The organism is Marvinbryantia formatexigens DSM 14469 (assembly GCF_025148285.1).
Classification (GTDB): Bacteria; Bacillota; Clostridia; order Lachnospirales; family Lachnospiraceae; genus Marvinbryantia; species Marvinbryantia formatexigens.
Map to the genome: position 1 here is coordinate 1,402,144 of NZ_CP102268.1, position 18,600 is coordinate 1,420,743.

Annotated in this window: 20 protein-coding genes; 4 read left to right on the forward strand and 16 right to left on the reverse strand. The window is 51.5% G+C overall.

The features are described from left to right. Positions 1-330: 330 nt before the first annotated feature. Positions 331-504, reverse strand: a complete 174-nt coding sequence (locus NQ534_RS06920) for a DUF4250 domain-containing protein (protein ID WP_006863681.1) — start codon at positions 502-504, stop codon at positions 331-333. Continuing rightward, positions 501-3,086 (reverse strand): ATP-dependent chaperone ClpB, encoded by a 2,586-nt coding sequence (gene clpB, locus NQ534_RS06925; RefSeq protein ID WP_040784778.1) that lies wholly within the window; start codon positions 3,084-3,086, stop codon positions 501-503. The genes NQ534_RS06920 and clpB overlap by 4 nt, the downstream gene beginning before the upstream one ends. A gap of 259 nt (positions 3,087-3,345) precedes the next feature. On the opposite strand from clpB, the gene NQ534_RS06930 reads away from it, so the two are divergent. Further along, entirely contained in the window at positions 3,346-4,695 is a 1,350-nt protein-coding gene (locus tag NQ534_RS06930; protein ID WP_006863679.1) for an MATE family efflux transporter, read from the forward strand. A 150-nt stretch (positions 4,696-4,845) separates the two neighbouring features. On the opposite strand, the gene NQ534_RS06935 is transcribed toward NQ534_RS06930, so the two are convergent. Further along, positions 4,846-4,941 carry a putative holin-like toxin gene (locus NQ534_RS06935; protein WP_143115769.1) on the reverse strand — a complete coding sequence of 32 codons (96 nt, stop codon included), beginning with the start codon at positions 4,939-4,941 and terminating at the stop codon, positions 4,846-4,848. A gap of 241 nt (positions 4,942-5,182) precedes the next feature. On the opposite strand from NQ534_RS06935, the gene NQ534_RS06940 reads away from it, so the two are divergent. Next, positions 5,183-5,533: a YmaF family protein gene (locus NQ534_RS06940; protein ID WP_040784774.1), complete on the forward strand. Its 351-nt coding sequence runs from the start codon at positions 5,183-5,185 to the stop codon at positions 5,531-5,533. 155 nt (positions 5,534-5,688) lie between these two features. Here the strand turns inward: NQ534_RS06940 and NQ534_RS06945 are convergent, their stop codons facing one another. From NQ534_RS06945 to NQ534_RS06985, 9 genes are all read right to left on the reverse strand, one after another. Further along, entirely contained in the window at positions 5,689-7,092 is a 1,404-nt protein-coding gene (locus tag NQ534_RS06945) for an NAD(P)/FAD-dependent oxidoreductase (RefSeq protein ID WP_006863676.1), read from the reverse strand. A gap of 22 nt (positions 7,093-7,114) precedes the next feature. Then, on the reverse strand, positions 7,115-7,564 hold the full coding sequence (locus NQ534_RS06950; protein WP_006863675.1) for an HD domain-containing protein: 450 nt from the start codon (positions 7,562-7,564) through the stop codon (positions 7,115-7,117). Further along, on the reverse strand, positions 7,551-8,885 hold the full coding sequence (larC, locus tag NQ534_RS06955; protein ID WP_040784772.1) for a nickel pincer cofactor biosynthesis protein LarC: 1,335 nt from the start codon (positions 8,883-8,885) through the stop codon (positions 7,551-7,553). Before larC ends, NQ534_RS06950 begins: the two co-directional genes overlap by 14 nt. A gap of 30 nt (positions 8,886-8,915) precedes the next feature. Then, positions 8,916-9,665: a nickel pincer cofactor biosynthesis protein LarB gene (gene larB, locus NQ534_RS06960; protein ID WP_006863673.1), complete on the reverse strand. Its 750-nt coding sequence runs from the start codon at positions 9,663-9,665 to the stop codon at positions 8,916-8,918. 108 nt (positions 9,666-9,773) lie between these two features. Continuing rightward, the gene (gene larE / locus NQ534_RS06965) at positions 9,774-10,556 is read right to left on the reverse strand and encodes an ATP-dependent sacrificial sulfur transferase LarE (RefSeq protein ID WP_040784771.1); all 783 of its coding nucleotides are present in this window, start codon (positions 10,554-10,556) and stop codon (positions 9,774-9,776) included. A gap of 22 nt (positions 10,557-10,578) precedes the next feature. Next, positions 10,579-11,412, reverse strand: coding sequence for a deoxyribonuclease IV (locus NQ534_RS06970; RefSeq protein ID WP_006863671.1), 834 nt, complete (start codon positions 11,410-11,412; stop codon positions 10,579-10,581). 19 nt (positions 11,413-11,431) lie between these two features. After that, entirely contained in the window at positions 11,432-12,325 is an 894-nt protein-coding gene (locus NQ534_RS06975; RefSeq protein ID WP_006863670.1) for a DUF445 domain-containing protein, read from the reverse strand. Position 12,326: 1 nt separating this feature from the next. Continuing rightward, on the reverse strand, positions 12,327-12,719 hold the full coding sequence (locus NQ534_RS06980; protein WP_006863669.1) for an HI0074 family nucleotidyltransferase substrate-binding subunit: 393 nt from the start codon (positions 12,717-12,719) through the stop codon (positions 12,327-12,329). Next, a complete protein-coding gene (locus tag NQ534_RS06985) occupies positions 12,706-13,014 on the reverse strand; it encodes a nucleotidyltransferase family protein (RefSeq protein WP_006863668.1) in 309 nt (102 codons plus the stop codon). Before NQ534_RS06985 ends, NQ534_RS06980 begins: the two co-directional genes overlap by 14 nt. Before the next feature lie 200 nt (positions 13,015-13,214). Here NQ534_RS06985 and NQ534_RS06990 point away from each other — a divergent pair, with 200 nt between their 5' ends. Then, on the forward strand, positions 13,215-13,451 hold the full coding sequence (locus tag NQ534_RS06990; RefSeq protein WP_050778368.1) for a hypothetical protein: 237 nt from the start codon (positions 13,215-13,217) through the stop codon (positions 13,449-13,451). Positions 13,452-13,603: 152 nt separating this feature from the next. Then, positions 13,604-14,722, forward strand: coding sequence for a DUF362 domain-containing protein (locus NQ534_RS06995; protein WP_006863666.1), 1,119 nt, complete (start codon positions 13,604-13,606; stop codon positions 14,720-14,722). Between the two features lie 79 nt (positions 14,723-14,801). On the opposite strand, the gene NQ534_RS07000 is transcribed toward NQ534_RS06995, so the two are convergent. The 4 genes from NQ534_RS07000 to NQ534_RS07015 all read right to left on the reverse strand — a co-directional run bounded on the left by NQ534_RS07000 (position 14,802) and on the right by NQ534_RS07015 (position 18,570). Beyond that, a complete protein-coding gene (locus NQ534_RS07000; protein WP_006863665.1) occupies positions 14,802-15,290 on the reverse strand; it encodes a Ger(x)C family spore germination protein in 489 nt (162 codons plus the stop codon). Beyond that, a complete protein-coding gene (locus tag NQ534_RS07005) occupies positions 15,278-16,525 on the reverse strand; it encodes a GerAB/ArcD/ProY family transporter (protein WP_006863664.1) in 1,248 nt (415 codons plus the stop codon). Before NQ534_RS07005 ends, NQ534_RS07000 begins: the two co-directional genes overlap by 13 nt. Further along, on the reverse strand, positions 16,512-17,633 hold the full coding sequence (locus NQ534_RS07010; protein ID WP_157200760.1) for a spore germination protein: 1,122 nt from the start codon (positions 17,631-17,633) through the stop codon (positions 16,512-16,514). Before NQ534_RS07010 ends, NQ534_RS07005 begins: the two co-directional genes overlap by 14 nt. 247 nt (positions 17,634-17,880) lie before the next feature. After that, a complete protein-coding gene (locus NQ534_RS07015) occupies positions 17,881-18,570 on the reverse strand; it encodes a GntR family transcriptional regulator (protein ID WP_006863662.1) in 690 nt (229 codons plus the stop codon). Positions 18,571-18,600 lie beyond the last annotated feature (30 nt).

Consider the following 18,600-nt stretch of genomic DNA (forward strand, 5'->3'; position numbering starts at 1 on the left):
CCACGCTTAAGGTGCACGCTCTTTCTCTCCATATATCCGCCGCATTTACTCTGCTACTACTAACGTGATAGTTATTAGACTTCGTTGCTTTCTGCCAGCTTATCTCTCGTAGCCTAGCCTTATATGCGATTTCTGTCCGTCGGACCAGAGATTTGCCTACAGCTTCCTTCAGATTCCACCTCACGATGGACACCCTTGCTGTTCAGCTATACATTTTCCACTATCCGGGCATGTTCGGGACTTGCACCCGTTAGAGCGCGCCCATGACGCGCAAACAGAAAAGGTGCAGGTTTTATAAGCCTGCACCCTTTTTCTGCCGCTTCCGGCGGACTACACAAATCTATTCAGCTCCGCATCGTATTCATAATCGATGGCGCGCAGCTTTTCCGTCAGCTCATCTTTGTCCAGCTCCAGTCCTTCCGCAAGTGCGTCCAGACTGGGGTAGAAATCGCGAAGCTGTGTGTTGATGTAGCTTAACAGCATCATCGGGTCCTTTGGTATCATGCCCGCACCTCCGCCGTCAGTTTTCCATCCTTTTCATCGATGGTGATAACATCGCCGCCGCGCACCTCGCCGGAGAGAATCTCCCTCGCCGCCAGCGTCTCCACGTTTTTCTGCAGGAACCGCTTCAGCGGTCTCGCGCCGTACATCGGCTCGTAGCCGCCGTCAATCACGAACGCTTTCGCCGCGTCCGTAAGCTGCAGCGAAATATCCTGCGAAGCCAGCCGCCTGTTCAGATCCGCCATCATCAGATCGATGATGTGACCGATATTCTCCCTGGTGAGCGGCTTAAACATGATAATCTCATCCAGACGGTTCAGAAACTCCGGACGGAAATGCGCCCGCAGATCGTTCATTACCAGCTCTTCGCACTCCGGCTTAATCGTTCCGTCATCCTCAATGCCCTCCAGCAGATAGGTGGAACCGATGTTGGATGTCATAATCAGAATGGTATTCTTAAAGTCAACCGTTCTGCCCTGGGAATCCGTGATACGTCCGTCGTCCAGCACCTGCAGAAGCACGTTGAATACATCCGGGTGCGCTTTTTCAATCTCGTCGAACAATACAACGGAGTACGGCTTTCTGCGCACTGCCTCCGTGAGCTGTCCGCCTTCCTCGTAGCCTACATATCCGGGAGGCGCTCCAATCAGCCTGGACACGGAGTATTTCTCCATGTACTCACTCATGTCGATACGCACCATATTCTGCTCATCGTCAAACAGGCTCTGCGCCAGCGCCTTCGCCAGCTCCGTTTTGCCGACACCGGTCGGTCCCATAAACAGGAAGGAACCGATGGGCTTGGTCGGGTCTTTGATGCCCGCCTTGGAACGGATAATGGCATCCGTCACCTTCTGCACGCCGTCGTCCTGTCCGATTACGCGCTTATGCAGCTCGCCGCTCAGGTTTAAGATCTTGCTGCGCTCGCTCTCCGTCAGCTTCGCCACCGGGATACCCGTCCAGCGGGAGATAATACGGCTGATTTCCTCCTCCGTAACGCTCTCGTGCACCAAGGAAAGGTCTTTGTTTTTCACCTTTTCTTCCTCGATAGCAAGCTGCTGCTGCAGCTTCGGCAGCTCGCCGTACTGGAGCTGCGCCGCGCGGTTCAGATCGTATTCCCGCTGCGCCTTCTCGATTTCCTTATTCATTGCCTCTATCTGCTCACGCAGCTTTGAGAGGTTTTCCACAGCGCTCTTCTCGTTATCCCACTGCGCTTTCATATTGGCAAATTCATCCTTCAGCTCCGCCAGCTCCTTCTGCAGATTTGCCAGACGGTCCTGACTGAGCTTATCGGTCTCCTTCTTCAGCGCCGCTTCCTCGATTTCCATCTGCATGACGCGGCGTCGCAGCTCGTCGAGCTCTGTCGGCATGGAATCCATTTCCGTCTTGATCAGCGCGCACGCTTCATCTACAAGGTCGATTGCCTTATCCGGCAGGAAACGGTCGGAAATATAGCGGTCAGACAGCGTTGCCGCCGCCACCAGCGCGCCGTCGGTAATCTTTACCCCGTGGTAAACCTCATAACGGTCCTTCAGACCACGCAGGATGGAAATAGTATCCTCCACGGTCGGCTCGTCCACCATGACCGGCTGGAAACGACGCTCCAGCGCCGCATCCTTTTCGATGTACTGACGGTATTCATCCAGCGTGGTGGCGCCGATACAGTGCAGCTCGCCGCGCGCCAGCATCGGCTTTAACATATTTCCGGCATCCATCGCGCCGTCCGTCTTGCCCGCGCCAACAATCAGATGCAGCTCATCGATAAACAGGATGATTTCGCCATCGCTCTTGCGCACGTCCTCCAGCACCGCTTTCAGACGCTCCTCAAACTCGCCGCGGTACTTGGCGCCAGCCACCAGCGCCCCCATATCCAGCGAGAAAATCTTTTTATTTTTCAGTCCCTCCGGAACGTCGCCGCGCACAATACGCTGCGCCAGTCCTTCCACGACCGCCGTCTTGCCGACGCCCGGCTCTCCGATGAGCACCGGATTGTTTTTCGTCTTTCGGGACAGGATACGGATGACGTTGCGGATTTCCGTATCACGCCCGATGACCGGGTCCAGCTTCTGCTGGCGTGCCTTTTCCACCAGCTCCTGCCCGTACTTTTTCAAGGTATCGTAGGTAGCCTCCGGATTGTCCGAGGTGACGCGCTGATTGCCGCGCACAGTGGACAATGCCTGCAGAAAACGCTCCCGCGTAATACCAAACTCCCTGAAAATCTCCTTTACCGCTTTGTTTGGGTGACGGATCAGCGCCAAAAACAGATGCTCGACGGAAACGTACTCATCGCCCATCGCCTTTGCCTCATCCTCGGCGGATACCAGCACCTGGTTCAAATCGTTTCCGATATAGGGCTGCCCGCCCGATACCTTTGTCCGCTTTTCCAGAGCCGAGATAACAGCGTTGGCAAAATACTGCGGCTGGATTTCCATTTTTTCTATCAGCTTTTTAATCAGGCTGTCTTCCTGATTCATAAGCGCATACAAAAGATGCTCTTCTTCAATTTCCTGGTTCCCGTATTCATAGGCGACTTTCTCCAGGTCGTTGATCGCCTGCAGGGATTTTTGCGTAAATTTATTGATATTCATAACATTCCCCTCCTCTTCACAGAGAATTTCCAGACAAATGAAGCATCGTTTCATTTGTTCTATAACTACTATAACACAAGTTTTCGAAAATGCAAGCACTTTTTTTCAAAACATGTAAATATTTTTGAAATATTTACGTGAACAGACCGCTTCTCTTTGCGCCGGAACTGTGATAGAATTAGATATCCTGCGCCATCTGTCTGTTTTGTCCATCCGGGCAGAACCGGCAATATTGCGCTGTTTTAGATTCGAAGAAAGGATGGATTTTATGGATTCTGTGAAGAGTATGACCTCCGGCAGTCCGGGCAGACTGATTTTTTCTTTTGCGCTTCCGCTGATGGTCGGCAATCTGTTCCAGCAGCTCTATACGGTTGCCGATGCCATGATTGTCGGACAGGTGCTCGGTGTCGGAGCAATCGCCGCCGTCGGGGCGGCCGAGTGGATGATATGGCTGATGCAGGGAATGATTCAGGGCTTTACCCAGGGCTTTTCCATCTGGATGGCGCAGGCGTTCGGCGCCGGAAAGACAGACGAGCTTCGCCGTGTCGTTGCAAACTCGGCGGTTCTGTCTGCCGCCATCGCCGTGCTGATGCTTCTCTGCGGACAGCTTGTCGCCGCGCCTATCCTTCATATTTTAAATACTCCCGCCACAGTATTCCCGGAGGCGGAGATTTATATGCGCACAATGTTTGCCGGTATCCCGGTTGTGATGGTTTACAACCTGCTTGCCGCCATCCTGCGCTCTCTTGGCGACGGAAAAACGCCGCTGTACGCAATGATTTTTGCCTCCGTACTGAATATCGCGCTGGATTTACTGTTTGTAATCGTCTTTCACTGGGGCGTGGCAGGCGCTGCCGCCGCCACCGTCACGGCACAGCTCGCCTCCGCTATTTTCTGCCTGGCGCGTCTCCGCTCCATCGAAATGCTGAGGCTTGCAAAGACAGATTTTGTTCTGACGCCCGCTACACATGGCAAGCTTCTGCAGCTTGGCTTTCCGATGGCGTTCCAGAATGCTGTTATCTCTGTGGGCGGCATGATTGTCCAGTCTGTTGTAAACAGCTTCGGCGTGCATTTCATTGCCGGTTTCACCGCGACAAACAAGCTGTACGGTATGCTTGAGGTGGCTGCCACCTCCTACGGCTTTGCCATGACCACCTACACCGGTCAGAATATCGGCGCTGGAAAGCAGGAGCGCGTCCGCAGCGGCTACCGCGCCGCTATGGGAATCGCTATGCTTACCTCGCTTGTCATTATGGTGGCAATGATTCTCGGCGGCAGGGCAATCCTCCGGTGCTTTATTTCCGGCGACGCGCAGACGGTGGAGGATACGCTGGCAATCGCTTATCATTATCTGTTTATCATGAGCGTGTGTCTGCCCATTTTGTACTATCTGCATGTCACCCGCTCCTGCATCCAGGGTATGGGCAACACCGTGCTGCCGATGGTCTCCGGCATTGCAGAATTTCTGATGCGGACTGGTGCCGCTCTCCTGCTTCCACTTCTTATGGGACAGGAAGGCATCTTCTATGCGGAAATCTCCGCCTGGGCAGGTGCGGACGTGGTGCTGTTTTTCAGCTACCGGTATTGTATGAAAAAACAAAAAGGATAGACACCACAGAAGTGCTTGCAAAAAGGCTTGAATGTAATGACAAACTATGCTATAGTAAACATAAGGAAGAACAACCGCCCACAAAGTGGTTAACCTCCCGTTTTGGCTATAAGCCTACCCAGACCGGTCAAGTACAAGGTAGGCTTATTTTTATTTTCGCTTGTTTTTCCTATCTATGTAGGCAAGCAGTGTTACTACGAATATACCGAATGAAATCATTAGGGAAATCGCTTCGAATACAGACATTTCACACCACCTCCCTTCTTTTTCAAGTACGGGAGGCTCCCCACCCTGTTACACGGTTGTCTGCATCATATATTATCACATATTTATATTTTGTGCAACTTAATTCGCAAAATTATCATATAAAATATATGTTCCTCTTAAGCCAAACTTCCAACTGATTCGCGAATACCGTTATACTCTAAGGCGATTAGCAGATTTCTCCTATCCGCATATGATAATAAAAAAGGATAGGAGGAATATGATGAGCACTCAGAATGATTGCGAAAGACAGAAGCACGTTCATGAAATTACGGGTATTACCGAGATTTTCAGAGAATGTCATGACTGTCATAATCATAGATTGGCTACCGTTTCCGGAGAAGCTATGCCGATTCCGGGTAAACAGGATCACTATCATGAAGTGAAATTCCGCACGGATTTCGCCGACGGACACTACCATGAGTTTTGCGGCAAATCTTCCGGTGCTATTGATGTCGGCGGCGGCAAGCATGTGCATTTTGCAAAAGCCTGCACCGAGGAAACTGACGGACACAGACATGAGTTCCAGGTTGCCTCTTTAATTGATAGCCCGACAGATTTTGTCTGTAAATAAAATCGGATAGGGGAGACTGACTCTCCCCTTCCACACCGCGCAGCGTACCATTCGGTACTGCGCGGTCCAATAGTTTACGCTACGCATACTTCCCGATAAAAATAATTGACAACCATAGGAAAAGCGCATATCATAAATTTTTTTTATTTATCATATTATAAAAGTTCGTCTTTTATCTCATCCGCAATCACATCCGCCACATATACCCCGCTGGCGGATGCATGAGACAGCGAATGCGTTACACCACTGCCGTCGCCGATTACATACAGTCCTTTATGGACTGTTTCCAGGTGATTGTCCAGTTCTACTTCCATATTATAGAACTTCACCTCCACGCCGTACAGGAGCGTGTCGTCATTGGCTGTTCCGGGAGCTATTTTGTCGAGCGCGTAAATCATCTCGATGATGCCGTCCAGGATCCGCTTGGGCAGCACCAGACTGAGGTCGCCCGGCGTAGCGGCAAGCGTCGGCCGCACAAGTCCCTCTTCTATTCTGGATTTTGTGCTTCTGCGGCCTCTTTCCAAATCACCAAAACGCTGCACGATTACACCGCCGCCCAGCATATTGGACAATCTGGCAATGCTTTCGCCATAGCCGTTGCTGTCCTTAAACGGCTCGGAAAAATGCTTTGCCACCAGCAGCGCAAAATTCGTGTTTTCTGTCTTTTTTGACGCATCCTCAAAGCTATGCCCGTTTACCGTCACGATGCCATTGGTGTTTTCGTTTACAACGATACCGTTCGGATTCATGCAGAAGGTGCGGACATTATCCTCAAATTTTTCCGTGCGGTACACGATTTTGCTCTCATAGAGCTGGTCTGTCAGATGCGAAAAAATGACCGCCGGAAGCTCCACACGCACGCCAATGTCCACACGGTTGGATTTTGTGGGAATTTCAAGCTCCGTACAGATTTTCTCCATCCACTTGCTTCCGCTTCTTCCCACAGAGACAATACACCGGCGACACTCTGCCGTCTCTTCCTTTGTAAATACGCGGTATCCGCTGTCTGTTATTTCAATCCGTTCTACCGGCGTGCGGAATTTAAATTCCACCTTGTCCTTCAGGTCCGCGTACAGCTTTTCAAGAACCACATAATTAATGTCGGTTCCCAGATGCCGGACAGACGCATCCAGCAGCTTCAGCCTGTTCTGCATACAGATTTTCTTAAACTCACTCCCGGCAGTGGAATACATTTTTGTCTGACCGCCGCCGTAAGATACGTTGATCGCGTCCACATATTCCATCAGCTCAATCGCTTTTTCTTTTCCGATATACTGGTACAGCGTCCCGCCGAAATCATTTGTGATGTTGTATTTTCCATCAGAAAAAGCACCGGCTCCTCCAAAGCCGTTCATAATCGCACATGGATTACACTTTACACAGCTTTTCACCTTTTTTCCGTCAATCGGACATTTCCGTTTTTCCAGCGGATTTCCGCTCTCAAATACCGCAATTTTCAGCTCCGGTCTTTTCCTTGACAGCTCGTATGCGGAAAATATCCCGCCCGGTCCCGCGCCAATAATAATTACATCATATTGTGTTTCCTGCGTCCTGCTCATTGCAACCCCTCCATAAAAACGCTTACGGTTCCCCGTTCTCCTGCAGATATGCCAGCGCTTTCTGGTATTTTCTGCACCGCTTATAATCCCTCGCTGACGGATTGGGAATCCGTGATAAATCCAGATTGTGTGTGATATCCGATATTTTGACTGCACGCGCAATCGGATTTTTTTTGACAAGATAAATATATTCCCGGTATGTCAGAGAATCATTTTTCGTGTGAGTGAGCACGCGGATTGCCTCCACCAGCTCCGGCGGAAAGCCTTCATTGAGAAGGTCCTCCGCCGTCACGCTGCTGTCCTCCAGAACGTCGTGCAGCAACGCTACGATTTTCAGTTCATACCCTTCTACGCCCGCCGCAACCGCAAGCGGATGACTGATATAAGGATTTCCGCCCTTGTCCACCTGCCCTGCGTGCGCATGTACTGCTATTTCTTCTGCCCGTCTGCATAATGCCTCAAGATTTTCCATAGCTTCTGTAAATCTCCCACAATGATTTTCCGTTTTCCGCCGCCAGTTTTACTGCGCTTTCATATTCCGGATAAATCCGCTCTTCTTCTCCCAGATATACCTTTTTTGCCGCCATTTTCCCGCATGGCGTGTTTACCTGCACCTGTTCTCTTTTTAATATGCTGCGCATCTCCGTCCGCCTGCGGATCCCGATAGTCGTCGTATGCCGGAACATCAGCCGTTCCATGCGCGCACCGTCCTGCGGTTTTGCAAGGACTGTCAGCCGGTATGCCGGGCGGTTTTTCTTCATATATATGGGTGTATAAAATACATCCAGCGCCCCCTCCTCCAGAAGCGCCCCCATCGCTGCACCGAGCATTTCTCCGGTGCAGTCGTCCAGGTTCGCTTCCAGAACGAGAATTTCATCCTGCACATAGTCCGTGTTCTCTTCCTGCCCGGCTCTCTTTTCCGCCAGACCATCCGCGTCTGTACTTTCTGGCGCTCTGCCCGTTTCTGCTCCTTCCGCTTCTATTGCAGTGCCCTGATAAACCCGCAGCACGTTGGGAACCGGCAGATTTTTCGTGCCTGCTCCCCACCCCGTCCGGGTAATCCGCATCCCCGGCATGACGCCAAAGTGCTCCGCCAGCTCCGTGATAATCGCCGCCCCCGTCGGCGTGATAAGTTCACCCTCAATGTCTATCTGCGCAAGCGGCGCGCCTGCCGCTGCCAGTATTTCCGATGTGGCGGGAACCGGCACAGACAGCAGTCCATGCTGGCACCTTACAAAACCATGCCCCTCATGAAGCACTGACGCGCAGATTTTATCGGGTTTTATCATATTTATCAGAATGGCGCATCCGACGATATCAATGATGGAATCCACCGCACCCACTTCGTGAAAGTGTACTTCATCTATGGATTTTCCATGCACCTTCGCTTCCGCCGCCGCCACTCGTCCGAAAATCCGGAGCGCCAGCTCCCGGACATTCTCCTCCAGCGCACTCTGCTCAATCATGCGGCGGATATCCGCAAAGTTACGGTGCGGGTGAGCATGGTCATGCGTGTGTGTATGCTCATGCCCGGACGCTTTCCCGTGCTCATGCCCGTTCAAGTGTATATCCCCACTCTCCTCCGGAACCCCGTCCACGCATACATTTACATGCTTCGCGCGAATGCCGTTTTTGTCTGTTTCTTCTATTTTTATGTGATATCCTTCTACGTGCAGCTTATCCAGCTCCTGCAGAAATTTCTGCTCATCCACGCCAAGATCCAGCAGAGCGCCCAGAGTCATATCTCCGCTGATACCGGATGCACAGTCAAAGTACAATACTTTCTTCGCCAAATTACTTTCCTCCCCTTATATACCGTCATTTCACCGGCTGCGTTTTCCCGCCAGACAGTTAATGCTGTGCGCCATATAGCCCGCGCCGAAACCATTATCTATGTTGACTACGCTGGTGCCGCTCGCGCAACTGTTCAGCATGGCAAGCAGCGCCGCCAGACCGTTAAAACTGGCTCCATAACCCACAGAGGTCGGCACCGCAATTACCGGCTTGTCCGTCAGACCGCCGATTACAGATGCCAGTGCTCCTTCCATTCCCGCCACCGCAATTACAACATTCGCGCGGGTGAGCACATCCATCTTTGCCAGCAGGCGGTGAATGCCCGCCACGCCCACATCGTAGATTTCCTCCACCTCATTTCCGAGGAAACGCGCTGTCAGCGCCGCTTCTCTCGCCACCGGCAAATCCGACGTTCCGGCGCACGCCACCAGAATCATGCCATTATTAAACGGCTGCGCAGGTTTGCCCCGGCTGATGATACGCGCCAGCTCATCGTATTCCATATCCGGGCAGATTTTTCTGACAGCCTCATATTTTTCCCGGCTGCAGCGTGTTCCGAAAATATGCTCCGCGCCATGCTCCAGCATATTTTTCACAATTCCGCAAATCTGCTCCTGCGTCTTTCCGGCACAGTAGATGATTTCCGGCACGCCGGTGCGCACCTCCCGGTGGTAATCCACCTTGGCGTATCCCAGCTCCTCAAAAGGCTCTATTTTGAGCATTTTTTCTGCTTCTTCCGCCCGTATTTCTCCCTTTTCCAGTTTCTGTAAAATCTCCATTGTATTCACAAAGCGTCATCTCCTTTTCCGGCTTCGTAACCGTTCAGACGGGCTGCCCTGTCACCTGCGGCAGACCGTTTTTATTACAGCGGACCGGTCCCGCTTATATTAATCAAACACGCCGCTGCGGATTCCTTCCAGGTCGAGTGTGACAAACGAAAATCCCAGTTCTCTGATTTTCTGAATCTGTCCGGTAAGCGTCACCAGACGTCCCATATCTTCCCGCGGCACCTCAATACGCGCAATCATATCATGAACCCGCACACGGCAAGCCGCAAATCCGGCATCATGCAGAATTTTTTCCGCCTCCCCCACCCGCTGCAGTTTTTCCGCAGTCAGATGCGTATGATATGAGAACCTGGATGCCAGGCACGCCTGCGACGGCTTGTTCCAGATGGAAATCCCCCACTCTCTTGCACAGGTGCGGATATCCTGCTTTGTAAATCCGCTCTCAAAAAGCGGCGAAATGATACCGATTTCCTCCGCCGCCTGCGCACCCGGCCGGTATACCCCGGCATCGTCCGCATTTTTGCCGTCCGCCACCGCCGTAAATCCGTTTTCTGCTGCACATTCCTTTATCCGGCTCATCAGATGCTTTTTGCAAAAATAGCAGCGCCGTTTATCGTTCTCTGCAAACTCCGGAATTGCAAGCACATCCACCTCCAGAATACGGTAATCTGCCCCCATATCTTTAAGAAGCCGCTCTGCTTCGCACACCTCCGCCTCCGGCATCATCAGTCCCCGGCAGAGAACAGCCAGCACCTGCTCTTTCCCCAGCGCCCGCAGCGCCGCCGCCAGCAGGAAATGAGAATCAATTCCCCCGGAGTAAGCAACCGCAAGCCTGCCTTTTTCCTGCAGAATGCTCTGCAGCTTATCTGTTTTTTCTGTCATATGCTTCTCCTTCCGATTTCCGTTAATGCTCATACCGGCTGCGAAGCAGCGCAATTTCCCGCGCATAGCCTTCGTCATCGTTGGGTGTTTCCAGAATAAACGGAAGGTGGCAGAGCTTCGGATGATTTATTACGCGCACCAGCGCTTCCAGCCCAATCTGGCCCTCGCCGATTCTGGCGTGGCGGTCCTTATGGCTGCCGCACGGGTTCATACTGTCATTCAGATGGATTGCGCAGAGCCGTTCCAGCCCGATAATACGGTCGAATTCTTCCAGAACGCCGTCCAGGTTTCCGGCAATATCGTAGCCGCCGTCCCATACATGGCAGGTGTCCAGACAGACGCCCATTTTCTCCTGCAGTTCAACTTTATCCAGTATGGCGCGCAGCTCTTCAAAAGTACGTCCGATTTCACTGCCTTTTCCGGACATTGTCTCCAGCAGCACGATCGTACTCTGCCCTGGTGTGAGCGTTTCATTCAGCATCTGCGCCGTGTAGGCAATTCCCGCCTCCGCTCCCTGCTTCACATGGCTGCCCGGATGAAAATTATAGTAATTTCCCGGCGTGTACTCCAGCCGTTTCAAATCATCCGCAAAAGTATTTTTCGCAAATTCCCGCAGATGCGCATCCGCCGAGCACGGATTTAACGTATAAGGCGCATGCGCCACCAGCTTTTCGAAGCCCTGTTCCTTTGCGAATTGAAGAAACGCTGCCGCGTCCTCCGGATTTATCTCCTTTGCTTTCCCGCCGCGCGGATTTCTGGTAAAAAACGCAAAGGTATTTGCGCCCAGCCTGACTGCCATTTTCCCCATTGCGAGATAGCCTTTTGAGGATGACAGATGATTTCCTATTTTCAGCATACTAAATTCCTTTCCATCATTAAAAAAGCAGATTCACAAAACCGATAACCGCACCAAGCAGACCGCCGATCCACACCAGCGCATTCAGCTCCCTGCGTGAAATATCCATAATCAGAGCTTCCAGTTCCCGTATATCAAATTCATTAATTTTTTCTTCAACAATGCCGGAAACATCCAGCCGCTCGATAAAACGCCCGGATTTCTTTTCCAGTATCTCCAGATACAGGTCCCAGATTTTTTCTTTGAACACATCTTTTTTCTGCCAGAGCAGCGTCGCCGCCTCTTTTACCGGCTTGTCCATCCATTTCCGGTACCCGTCGTCAATATAGCCTTTTATGATAGCCGGGCACTGCATGGCAATCACCTCGTCAATCCGCTCCGCAATCGCATCCTGCGACTTGCGGATAGCCGGTTCCGCAACCATTGCCACCATCGTATTCAGATTTGACAGAATCTCCGTGATTGCGTATTCCAGGATTGTATCCCCGATTTTCTGCGATATTATTTTATCCGTAACGTAGGCTGATATCGTATCCCCCGCGTATTCCTCTGCGGAATTGATTGCCGGATACACGCCCTTTCGTTCCAGATATTCCTGCACGGTACCTTCCTCATGCCCCAGCTTTTCTATTACGCTGTCCACTTTTCTGTGAAACGCATCGTGAAGCGTATCCGACGCAAGCGCCTTCTGCAGCGTATCCTTATCCAGCAGCTTGTCCCCGATGACTCTGCCGATTGCCTTCGCCAGTCTGGGCTGCTCTTTGGGAATCAGTCCCGGCGTAAAGGGCAGCGTAAACTTCCCGATTTTCACCGGGTGAAACGGGCGGAACAACATTCTGATGGCGATACCATTTGTAATAAGCCCAATCAGACCGCCAATCACCGGCGCTGCAATTATTTTAAAATCTATCATTTTACATCATCCACTCTTTTTCTATTGTCTCCTTCAGTTCCCCAAACATCGGATAAAAGCGGGTTTTTGTATCCTTTATAATATCCTCCGCAATCGCTTTGTTATACGCGTGTGTGACATTATTGCGGGCAACCAGCGCCGACATCCATAGTTCCTCATCAGAAATCAGACCTGCCTGGTAGGCGGTTTTCAGAATCTGCCTGGGCGACCCGGTTTTTCCTTCCGCAAATCCATCGCGCTCCAGAATTTCCTTCATTGCCTTCCATGATTGCTCAAAGCAGACCTCGTAGAGACCAACCATCCCGGTCAGTTCCACATTTCCATATGGCTCCGTATAGTCAAAGATATCTTTCAGATTTTTATACGCATTACAAAAATTCTCAAATTTTTTCATAAAGCAGTATTCCTTCCTCCTTGATTGCCGCTCTGAGCTCCGGCTCAACGGCTGCTCCAAGATTCACTATGTCAAATTTCAAAAGCGTCGGCGCCTCTTCATCCGCCAGGATAGTGAATTTATCCGTATTTCCGCCAAACACCGCCAAATCAATATCGCTTCTTTCTTTAAAATCTCCTCTCGCCCGTGAACCAAACAATATCACGCGCTCAATATTGCACTCCTGTGCATATTGTTTAAGCGCAGCAAGAACTTTTTCTTTTATCCCTGTTTTCTGACATATTGTATTTTCCATAAAGCACCCCTGCAAAATATCATACCATATTCTGCCGCCCGATGTCCACGAAATTAATTATACAGAGCTTCCTGGAACACAATCTTTCTGAATGATACTTCTGATTCTGCATACACTAATCGAAGCAGACAATGCGTGTATTGCAGCAATTCAGACAGGCGCCCGCCCCGGCTGCAGCAATCACAGAAAGGAGCATTTATATGAGCAGATATACAAAAAACGAAGATATTACAGAATCTTATGATTATCTGGGAAAATCGGCTTCCCGGACGGACTGTACCGGGCTGATTCCCTCCGCGCCGCAGAGCGACTACGAGCTGGAATCCTATGAAAATATATATCCGTTTCTTCCGCCACATATTGCAAACAAAGAAGGACCGGGCGACGCTTCCGGAAAAACGGACGCGCATGGCAGACTGCCCGGCGCCCGCGGCTGAAGTCACACAGACTTCCAGAACCGCTGGTTACTGTGAACAGAGTGAACAGTAACAACCGCTTTAACGGATTCCACAACCATTTCAAAAACACTTGTGCGAATCACCTTCTATGATATATAATATAAAGAAAACAGAATTCATAGGAGGTACATATGGAAAAGTCAAAGGTTTATTTTACAAATCTGCGTACAGACGGAAATCATAATCTGCAGCAGAAGCTCACCCGACTGATTAAAAAAGCAGGCATTGCCAATATTGATTTTGAAAATAAATATGTTGCAATTAAAATCCATTTTGGCGAGCCGGGTAATCTTGCCTACCTTCGCCCGAACTATGCAAAAACGGTTGTAGATATCGTGAAGGAACTCGGCGGAAAGCCGTTTCTTACGGACTGCAATACGCTTTATGTCGGCGGAAGGAAAAACGCGCTGGACCACATCGAAAGCGCTTATGTGAACGGCTTTTCTCCGTTTTCCACCGGCTGCCATATCCTGATTGCCGATGGTCTGAAGGGAACGGATGACGTGCAGGTTCCGGTAAGCGGCGGTGAATATGTAAAAGAAGCGAAAATCGGACGCGCTGTGATGGACGCCGATATTGTAATCAGCCTGAATCATTTTAAGGGACACGAGGCAACCGGTTTTGGCGGCGCTCTGAAGAATCTCGGCATGGGCTGCGGTTCCCGCGCCGGAAAAATGGAAATGCACAGCGCAGGAAAGCCGTCGGTCAATACGGATGCCTGCATAGGATGCGGAGCCTGCAGCCGTATCTGCGCACATGGTGCCGCTGTTGTAACAGACAAAAAAGCTTCTATCGACCACAATAAATGTGTCGGCTGCGGAAGATGCATCGGCGTCTGTCCGAAGGATGCCGTAGAGGCAGCGAGCGATGAGGCAAATGATATCTTAAACTGCAAAATCGCCGAGTATTCCAAGGCAGTTATCGACGGCAGACCGAATTTCCATATCAGTCTGGTGGTGGATGTTTCCCCGAACTGCGACTGCCATGCGGAAAATGACCTGCCAATCGTACCGGATGTCGGCATGTTCGCTTCCTTCGACCCGGTTGCGCTTGATGTGGCATGTGCCGACGCTGTAAATGCACAGCCGGTCATTCACGGCAGTATTCTGGATGAAGCCCGCCAGAAGCACGACCATACCGGACATGACCATTTCCACATGAATCATCCGGATACAAACTGGAAATCCTGCATCGAACATGCAAAGAAAATCGGTATCGGAACCGATGAATATGAATTAATTGAAGTATAAAACCCGCAGAGTATTGCATCAGCAGCCGGTCAGCCGGCTGCTGATTTTCTGCGAAAGTCCTGTTGCCGGCATTGCACTGCTAAAAAACACCGGACAGCATTTCCCCCAGAGTTTCTGCCGGTTCGCTGTGCGGTGTGTTCCGGTAGCGGTCACTGAGATACTCTCCCGGAACACGTCCCTCATCGGACAGTGTTTTTAAATAACTTTCTTCATCCCTGTAGGTGTGCAGAAACACCAGACTGTTCCGGGAAATTACCGGCATCTGTTCCAGATCCAGCAGAACCTCCCGCAGCTCATCCGGAGCCATACACAGGTTTTTTCCCAGAACAATCGCTTTGATATGCCCCAGATCCAGATATTTATCCAGTTCATTCTGATAGTTTGCCCGGATTTCGTCCACACTGTCTCCCTCCACCAGAAAATCCCCGAACCCGCCCGTCAGCGTTCCGCCGCGCCAGTCCAGTTCCATTGCCTGTGCAAAGATACGGTCTTCCAGTTCGCGCGCCGCGCATCCGCAGAGTGCCGCCGCACATACCGCACACATCAGCAGCATTTTCACAATCCGCATTTTTTCTTCATCCTTTCCAGTATACTAAGAAAAACAGGCGTTGCCGCCAGCAGCGGCACCAGAGCGCAAAGTCCCCATCTGAAATACAGGTGCGCGGCATTTTCATAGCTTCCCGTCAGCAGCGCCGGAAGTGTTCCTGCCGCAAATGTGCCTGCCGTCAGCCAGACGCTTTTGTTTTCCGGCAACAGTTCTCCCGCTATCCGCCTCAGATAATGGAATGCATTCCCGGCAGCAAGGAAAAGACCGGGAAGCAAAACCGCCAGAAATACTGCGTCCCACCGCTGTAAAAACCCGCCCGGTACCGAGGCGCTGCTCATGAGCGTCAGAGCCGGCCAGGGCAGGCGCGAAAAGCTGCTCTCCCCGAAAACTCCCAGCGCGATCCCAAATACGGCAAGCAGAACCCCCGCCGTAAGAAGTATTCCCTTCTGCATCGCTCCTCTAAGCGTTTTTACGGACCGGCTTTTCCGGCGGCTGATATACGGCAGTTCGTATAAAATCAGGGTCACTTCAAAGAAACTGCCGGCTGCTGCGCCGCTTCTGCCCAGAATTTTCATTATGTCAAAATTCCCCGCATCATGAAAGCTTCCGTTGCCGGATAAATTTTCCAGTCTTACCGACCCCGCCGACGCAAGCAGCATAATAATCAGCGCCGCCGCGACCGGAAGGAAAAATATCTCCGCCATCCGTCCGCATATCTGTCCGTCGTCCGCGCTCCTGCCCTGCGGCTTTATCTCCTGCTTTTCCATATGGCTCCCTGCCATCCGGCACCGCCCTCCCGATGCCGTCGCCGCGCCTGCCAGAAGCGTGCAGACCAGCAGCGTATTCTCTGACGTTTCCGGAAGCAGGTACAGTCGGCAGATGGCTCCCGTAAGCCTCGCCAGATACGCCAGATGCAGTATTAAAAATAAAATCATCAGAATACTGAAGGCATACGCCGTATATCTGCCCACCCGCTCCTGCAGATATACGGTGAAGCCGCCCGGTGCAGATACCGGATTTTCGTTACGCACCGTAGTTCCGGTATCTGCGGAATTTCCGGTATATTCCGCAATCCCGGCAATCAGTCCGGTATAAAGGAATGCCCAGAAAATTCCAAGTGCCACCGCCGCCAGAAATTCCGCTCCCGACATTCCCGTGCCCACATATGGCAGAAACAGCATTAATCTGGCAGTCAGACTGATAAAAAGCAGACGTGAAATCTGATGAACCGATATTTTCCCATTATTTGCGAGCATTGTCCCCCTCCTTTTGCCGCATACGGACCCGCTGTCTGTGCCAGGCAAAAAGCGGGCGTCTCTGCAGTGTCCGCATCGGCCAGCGCAGCAGACTGTCGCGCAGATCATATGCGTCATTTACTTCCGGCATGGCAAACGGGTTCAGGTACGGAACACCAAAGCTCTGCAGGCGGGTCAGATGCAGTGCCAGGAAATAACCTCCGAGCGCAATTCCCACAATGCCAAGAGCCCCTCCCAGAAAAACGTTTACATATTTTATGAGACGGAGCGCCTCCGAAAATTCTTCATTTGGAACCGAAAAGGAACCAAGCGCCGTCAGCGCAACCACCACGACGGTCATCGGACTGACAAGATTTGCCGACACCGCCGACTGCCCGATGATAAGCCCACCGACAATACCGATGGTATTTCCGATTGCTCCCGGCATTCTGAGCCCTGCCTCACGAATCAGCTCAAAAGCAAGCTCCATTAAAAGAACCTCCAGAAGAACCGGAAACGGCACTCCCGCTCTCGCCTCTGCCAGAGACAATATGAGATTTGTCGGAAGAAGCTGTGTATGATAACAGCTTGCAGCCACATACAGCCCCGGCAGAAACGCTGCCAGAAATGCCGCCAGATACCGTATCAGGCGCAAAAAGGAAACCACCATAAAATGACGGTAGTAATCGTCGCCCGTCTGAAACATACTGTTTACGGTAGCCGGCAGAATCAGCGCTTCCGGTGAATGGTCCAGCAGAATTGCCGCCCTTCCCTCCAGCAGCGCCTGGGCGGTGCGGTCCGGGCGTTCACTCGCCTGGCACTGCGGAAACGGCGACCAGACATTTTCTTTCATAAGCTGCTCCAGCATACCGCCATCCATCACACTGTCAATATCCGGCACACGCAGCTTCGTCCGCACCTGCTCCAGAATCTTTCCGTAAGCCACTCCCTCCAGATACAGAAGAACCGCCTCCGTCTTCGTGCGGCGCCCCAGCACCCATTTTTCCTGCGTCAGCGCACCGTCACGGATGCGCTTCTCTATCAGAGAAATATTCGTACCGATATCCTCCGTAAAAGCCTCTCTGGAGCCGCGGATGTTTTTTTCACCCTCCGCTTTTGGTATTTCCATAGATTTCCTCCTGTCGCTGTTATAATCAATATATTGCATCATTCTCCGGATACCTGGCAGCACTAAAACATCCACCAGAATTTTTTTAGTATGCATAACATCAAAAAAAGAGAGAACCGTGCAAAAACGTTCTCTCTTTATCCTGTCCATTTCTTTCCTTTTTATTCTCTAATGCTTTTCCCCTGCAGTCCACTTTTCCTTATGACGTGACTGCCTTGCAGCCCTGCATGCACTGTTCCTGTAATCTTCAGTATTGTTCTATTTTAACATTTCCTGTCAGGCTCTGCACCATTGAATCCTTCTGGTTATTGATATGCACGCGCATAGCGCTTCCGGCTTTCGCCGCATCCCGCTTCTTCAGGGCACGGCGGATGGTGTCGTGCTCTTCCACCAGCAGGCGGTGCATCCGCTTATCCTTCAGATATTCCAGACGGTAACGGTACATTTGCTCGCGGATATTCTGCAGCATCTGCTGCAGGCGGCGGTTGTTGGCCGCACTGTATATAATCTCATGAAATGCCATGTCTGTTTCCACACAGGCAAGCAGATTGTCCTCCTCCAGGCTGCGGCGGAATTCGCCCGCCGCTTTTTTCAAATCGCGGAGCTGCTCCTCGGTAATGTATTCACATGCCTTCTGGACAGCAAGCTCTTCCAGGGCGGCGCGCACCTCCAGCACGTCCTCCAGATCCTGCAGCGTAATCTCCGCCACCACCGCGCCGCGCCGCGGCATCATGCGCACCAGTCCTTCCAGCTCCAGCTTCCGGATAGCCTCACGCACCGGTGTGCGGCTCACCCCCAGGCGCTGGGCAAGCTGGATTTCCATAAGGCGCTCGCCCGGCTTCAGTTCGCCCTTTAAAATTGCCTTCCGCAATGTGTTAAATACCACATCCCGCAGCGGAAGATATTCGTTCATATCCACATGGAAATTATCGTTCATTTTCTCCTCCGTATTACATAATGCCCCGCA

Excerpts from the sequence above, each read along its gene's own strand:
- NQ534_RS06995 (WP_006863666.1), top strand. The coding sequence starts at position 13,604 with ATGGAAAAGTCAAAGGTTTATTTTACAAATCTGCGTACAGACGGAAAT.
- NQ534_RS07000 (WP_006863665.1), bottom strand. The coding sequence starts at position 15,290 with ATGCGGATTGTGAAAATGCTGCTGATGTGTGCGGTATGTGCGGCGGCA.
- clpB (WP_040784778.1), bottom strand. The coding sequence starts at position 3,086 with ATGAATATCAATAAATTTACGCAAAAATCCCTGCAGGCGATCAACGAC.
- NQ534_RS06980 (WP_006863669.1), bottom strand. The coding sequence starts at position 12,719 with ATGAAAAAATTTGAGAATTTTTGTAATGCGTATAAAAATCTGAAAGAT.
- NQ534_RS06920 (WP_006863681.1), bottom strand. The coding sequence starts at position 504 with ATGATACCAAAGGACCCGATGATGCTGTTAAGCTACATCAACACACAG.
- larE (WP_040784771.1), bottom strand. The coding sequence starts at position 10,556 with ATGACAGAAAAAACAGATAAGCTGCAGAGCATTCTGCAGGAAAAAGGC.
- NQ534_RS06985 (WP_006863668.1), bottom strand. The coding sequence starts at position 13,014 with ATGGAAAATACAATATGTCAGAAAACAGGGATAAAAGAAAAAGTTCTT.
- NQ534_RS06990 (WP_050778368.1), top strand. The coding sequence starts at position 13,215 with ATGAGCAGATATACAAAAAACGAAGATATTACAGAATCTTATGATTAT.
- NQ534_RS06945 (WP_006863676.1), bottom strand. The coding sequence starts at position 7,092 with ATGAGCAGGACGCAGGAAACACAATATGATGTAATTATTATTGGCGCG.
- NQ534_RS06930 (WP_006863679.1), top strand. The coding sequence starts at position 3,346 with ATGGATTTTATGGATTCTGTGAAGAGTATGACCTCCGGCAGTCCGGGC.
- larB (WP_006863673.1), bottom strand. The coding sequence starts at position 9,665 with ATGGAGATTTTACAGAAACTGGAAAAGGGAGAAATACGGGCGGAAGAA.
- NQ534_RS06940 (WP_040784774.1), top strand. The coding sequence starts at position 5,183 with ATGAGCACTCAGAATGATTGCGAAAGACAGAAGCACGTTCATGAAATT.
- NQ534_RS06970 (WP_006863671.1), bottom strand. The coding sequence starts at position 11,412 with ATGCTGAAAATAGGAAATCATCTGTCATCCTCAAAAGGCTATCTCGCA.
- NQ534_RS07015 (WP_006863662.1), bottom strand. The coding sequence starts at position 18,570 with ATGAACGATAATTTCCATGTGGATATGAACGAATATCTTCCGCTGCGG.
- NQ534_RS06975 (WP_006863670.1), bottom strand. The coding sequence starts at position 12,325 with ATGATAGATTTTAAAATAATTGCAGCGCCGGTGATTGGCGGTCTGATT.
- NQ534_RS06935 (WP_143115769.1), bottom strand. The coding sequence starts at position 4,941 with ATGTCTGTATTCGAAGCGATTTCCCTAATGATTTCATTCGGTATATTC.
- NQ534_RS07005 (WP_006863664.1), bottom strand. The coding sequence starts at position 16,525 with ATGCTCGCAAATAATGGGAAAATATCGGTTCATCAGATTTCACGTCTG.
- NQ534_RS06950 (WP_006863675.1), bottom strand. The coding sequence starts at position 7,564 with ATGGAAAATCTTGAGGCATTATGCAGACGGGCAGAAGAAATAGCAGTA.
- NQ534_RS07010 (WP_157200760.1), bottom strand. The coding sequence starts at position 17,633 with ATGGAAATACCAAAAGCGGAGGGTGAAAAAAACATCCGCGGCTCCAGA.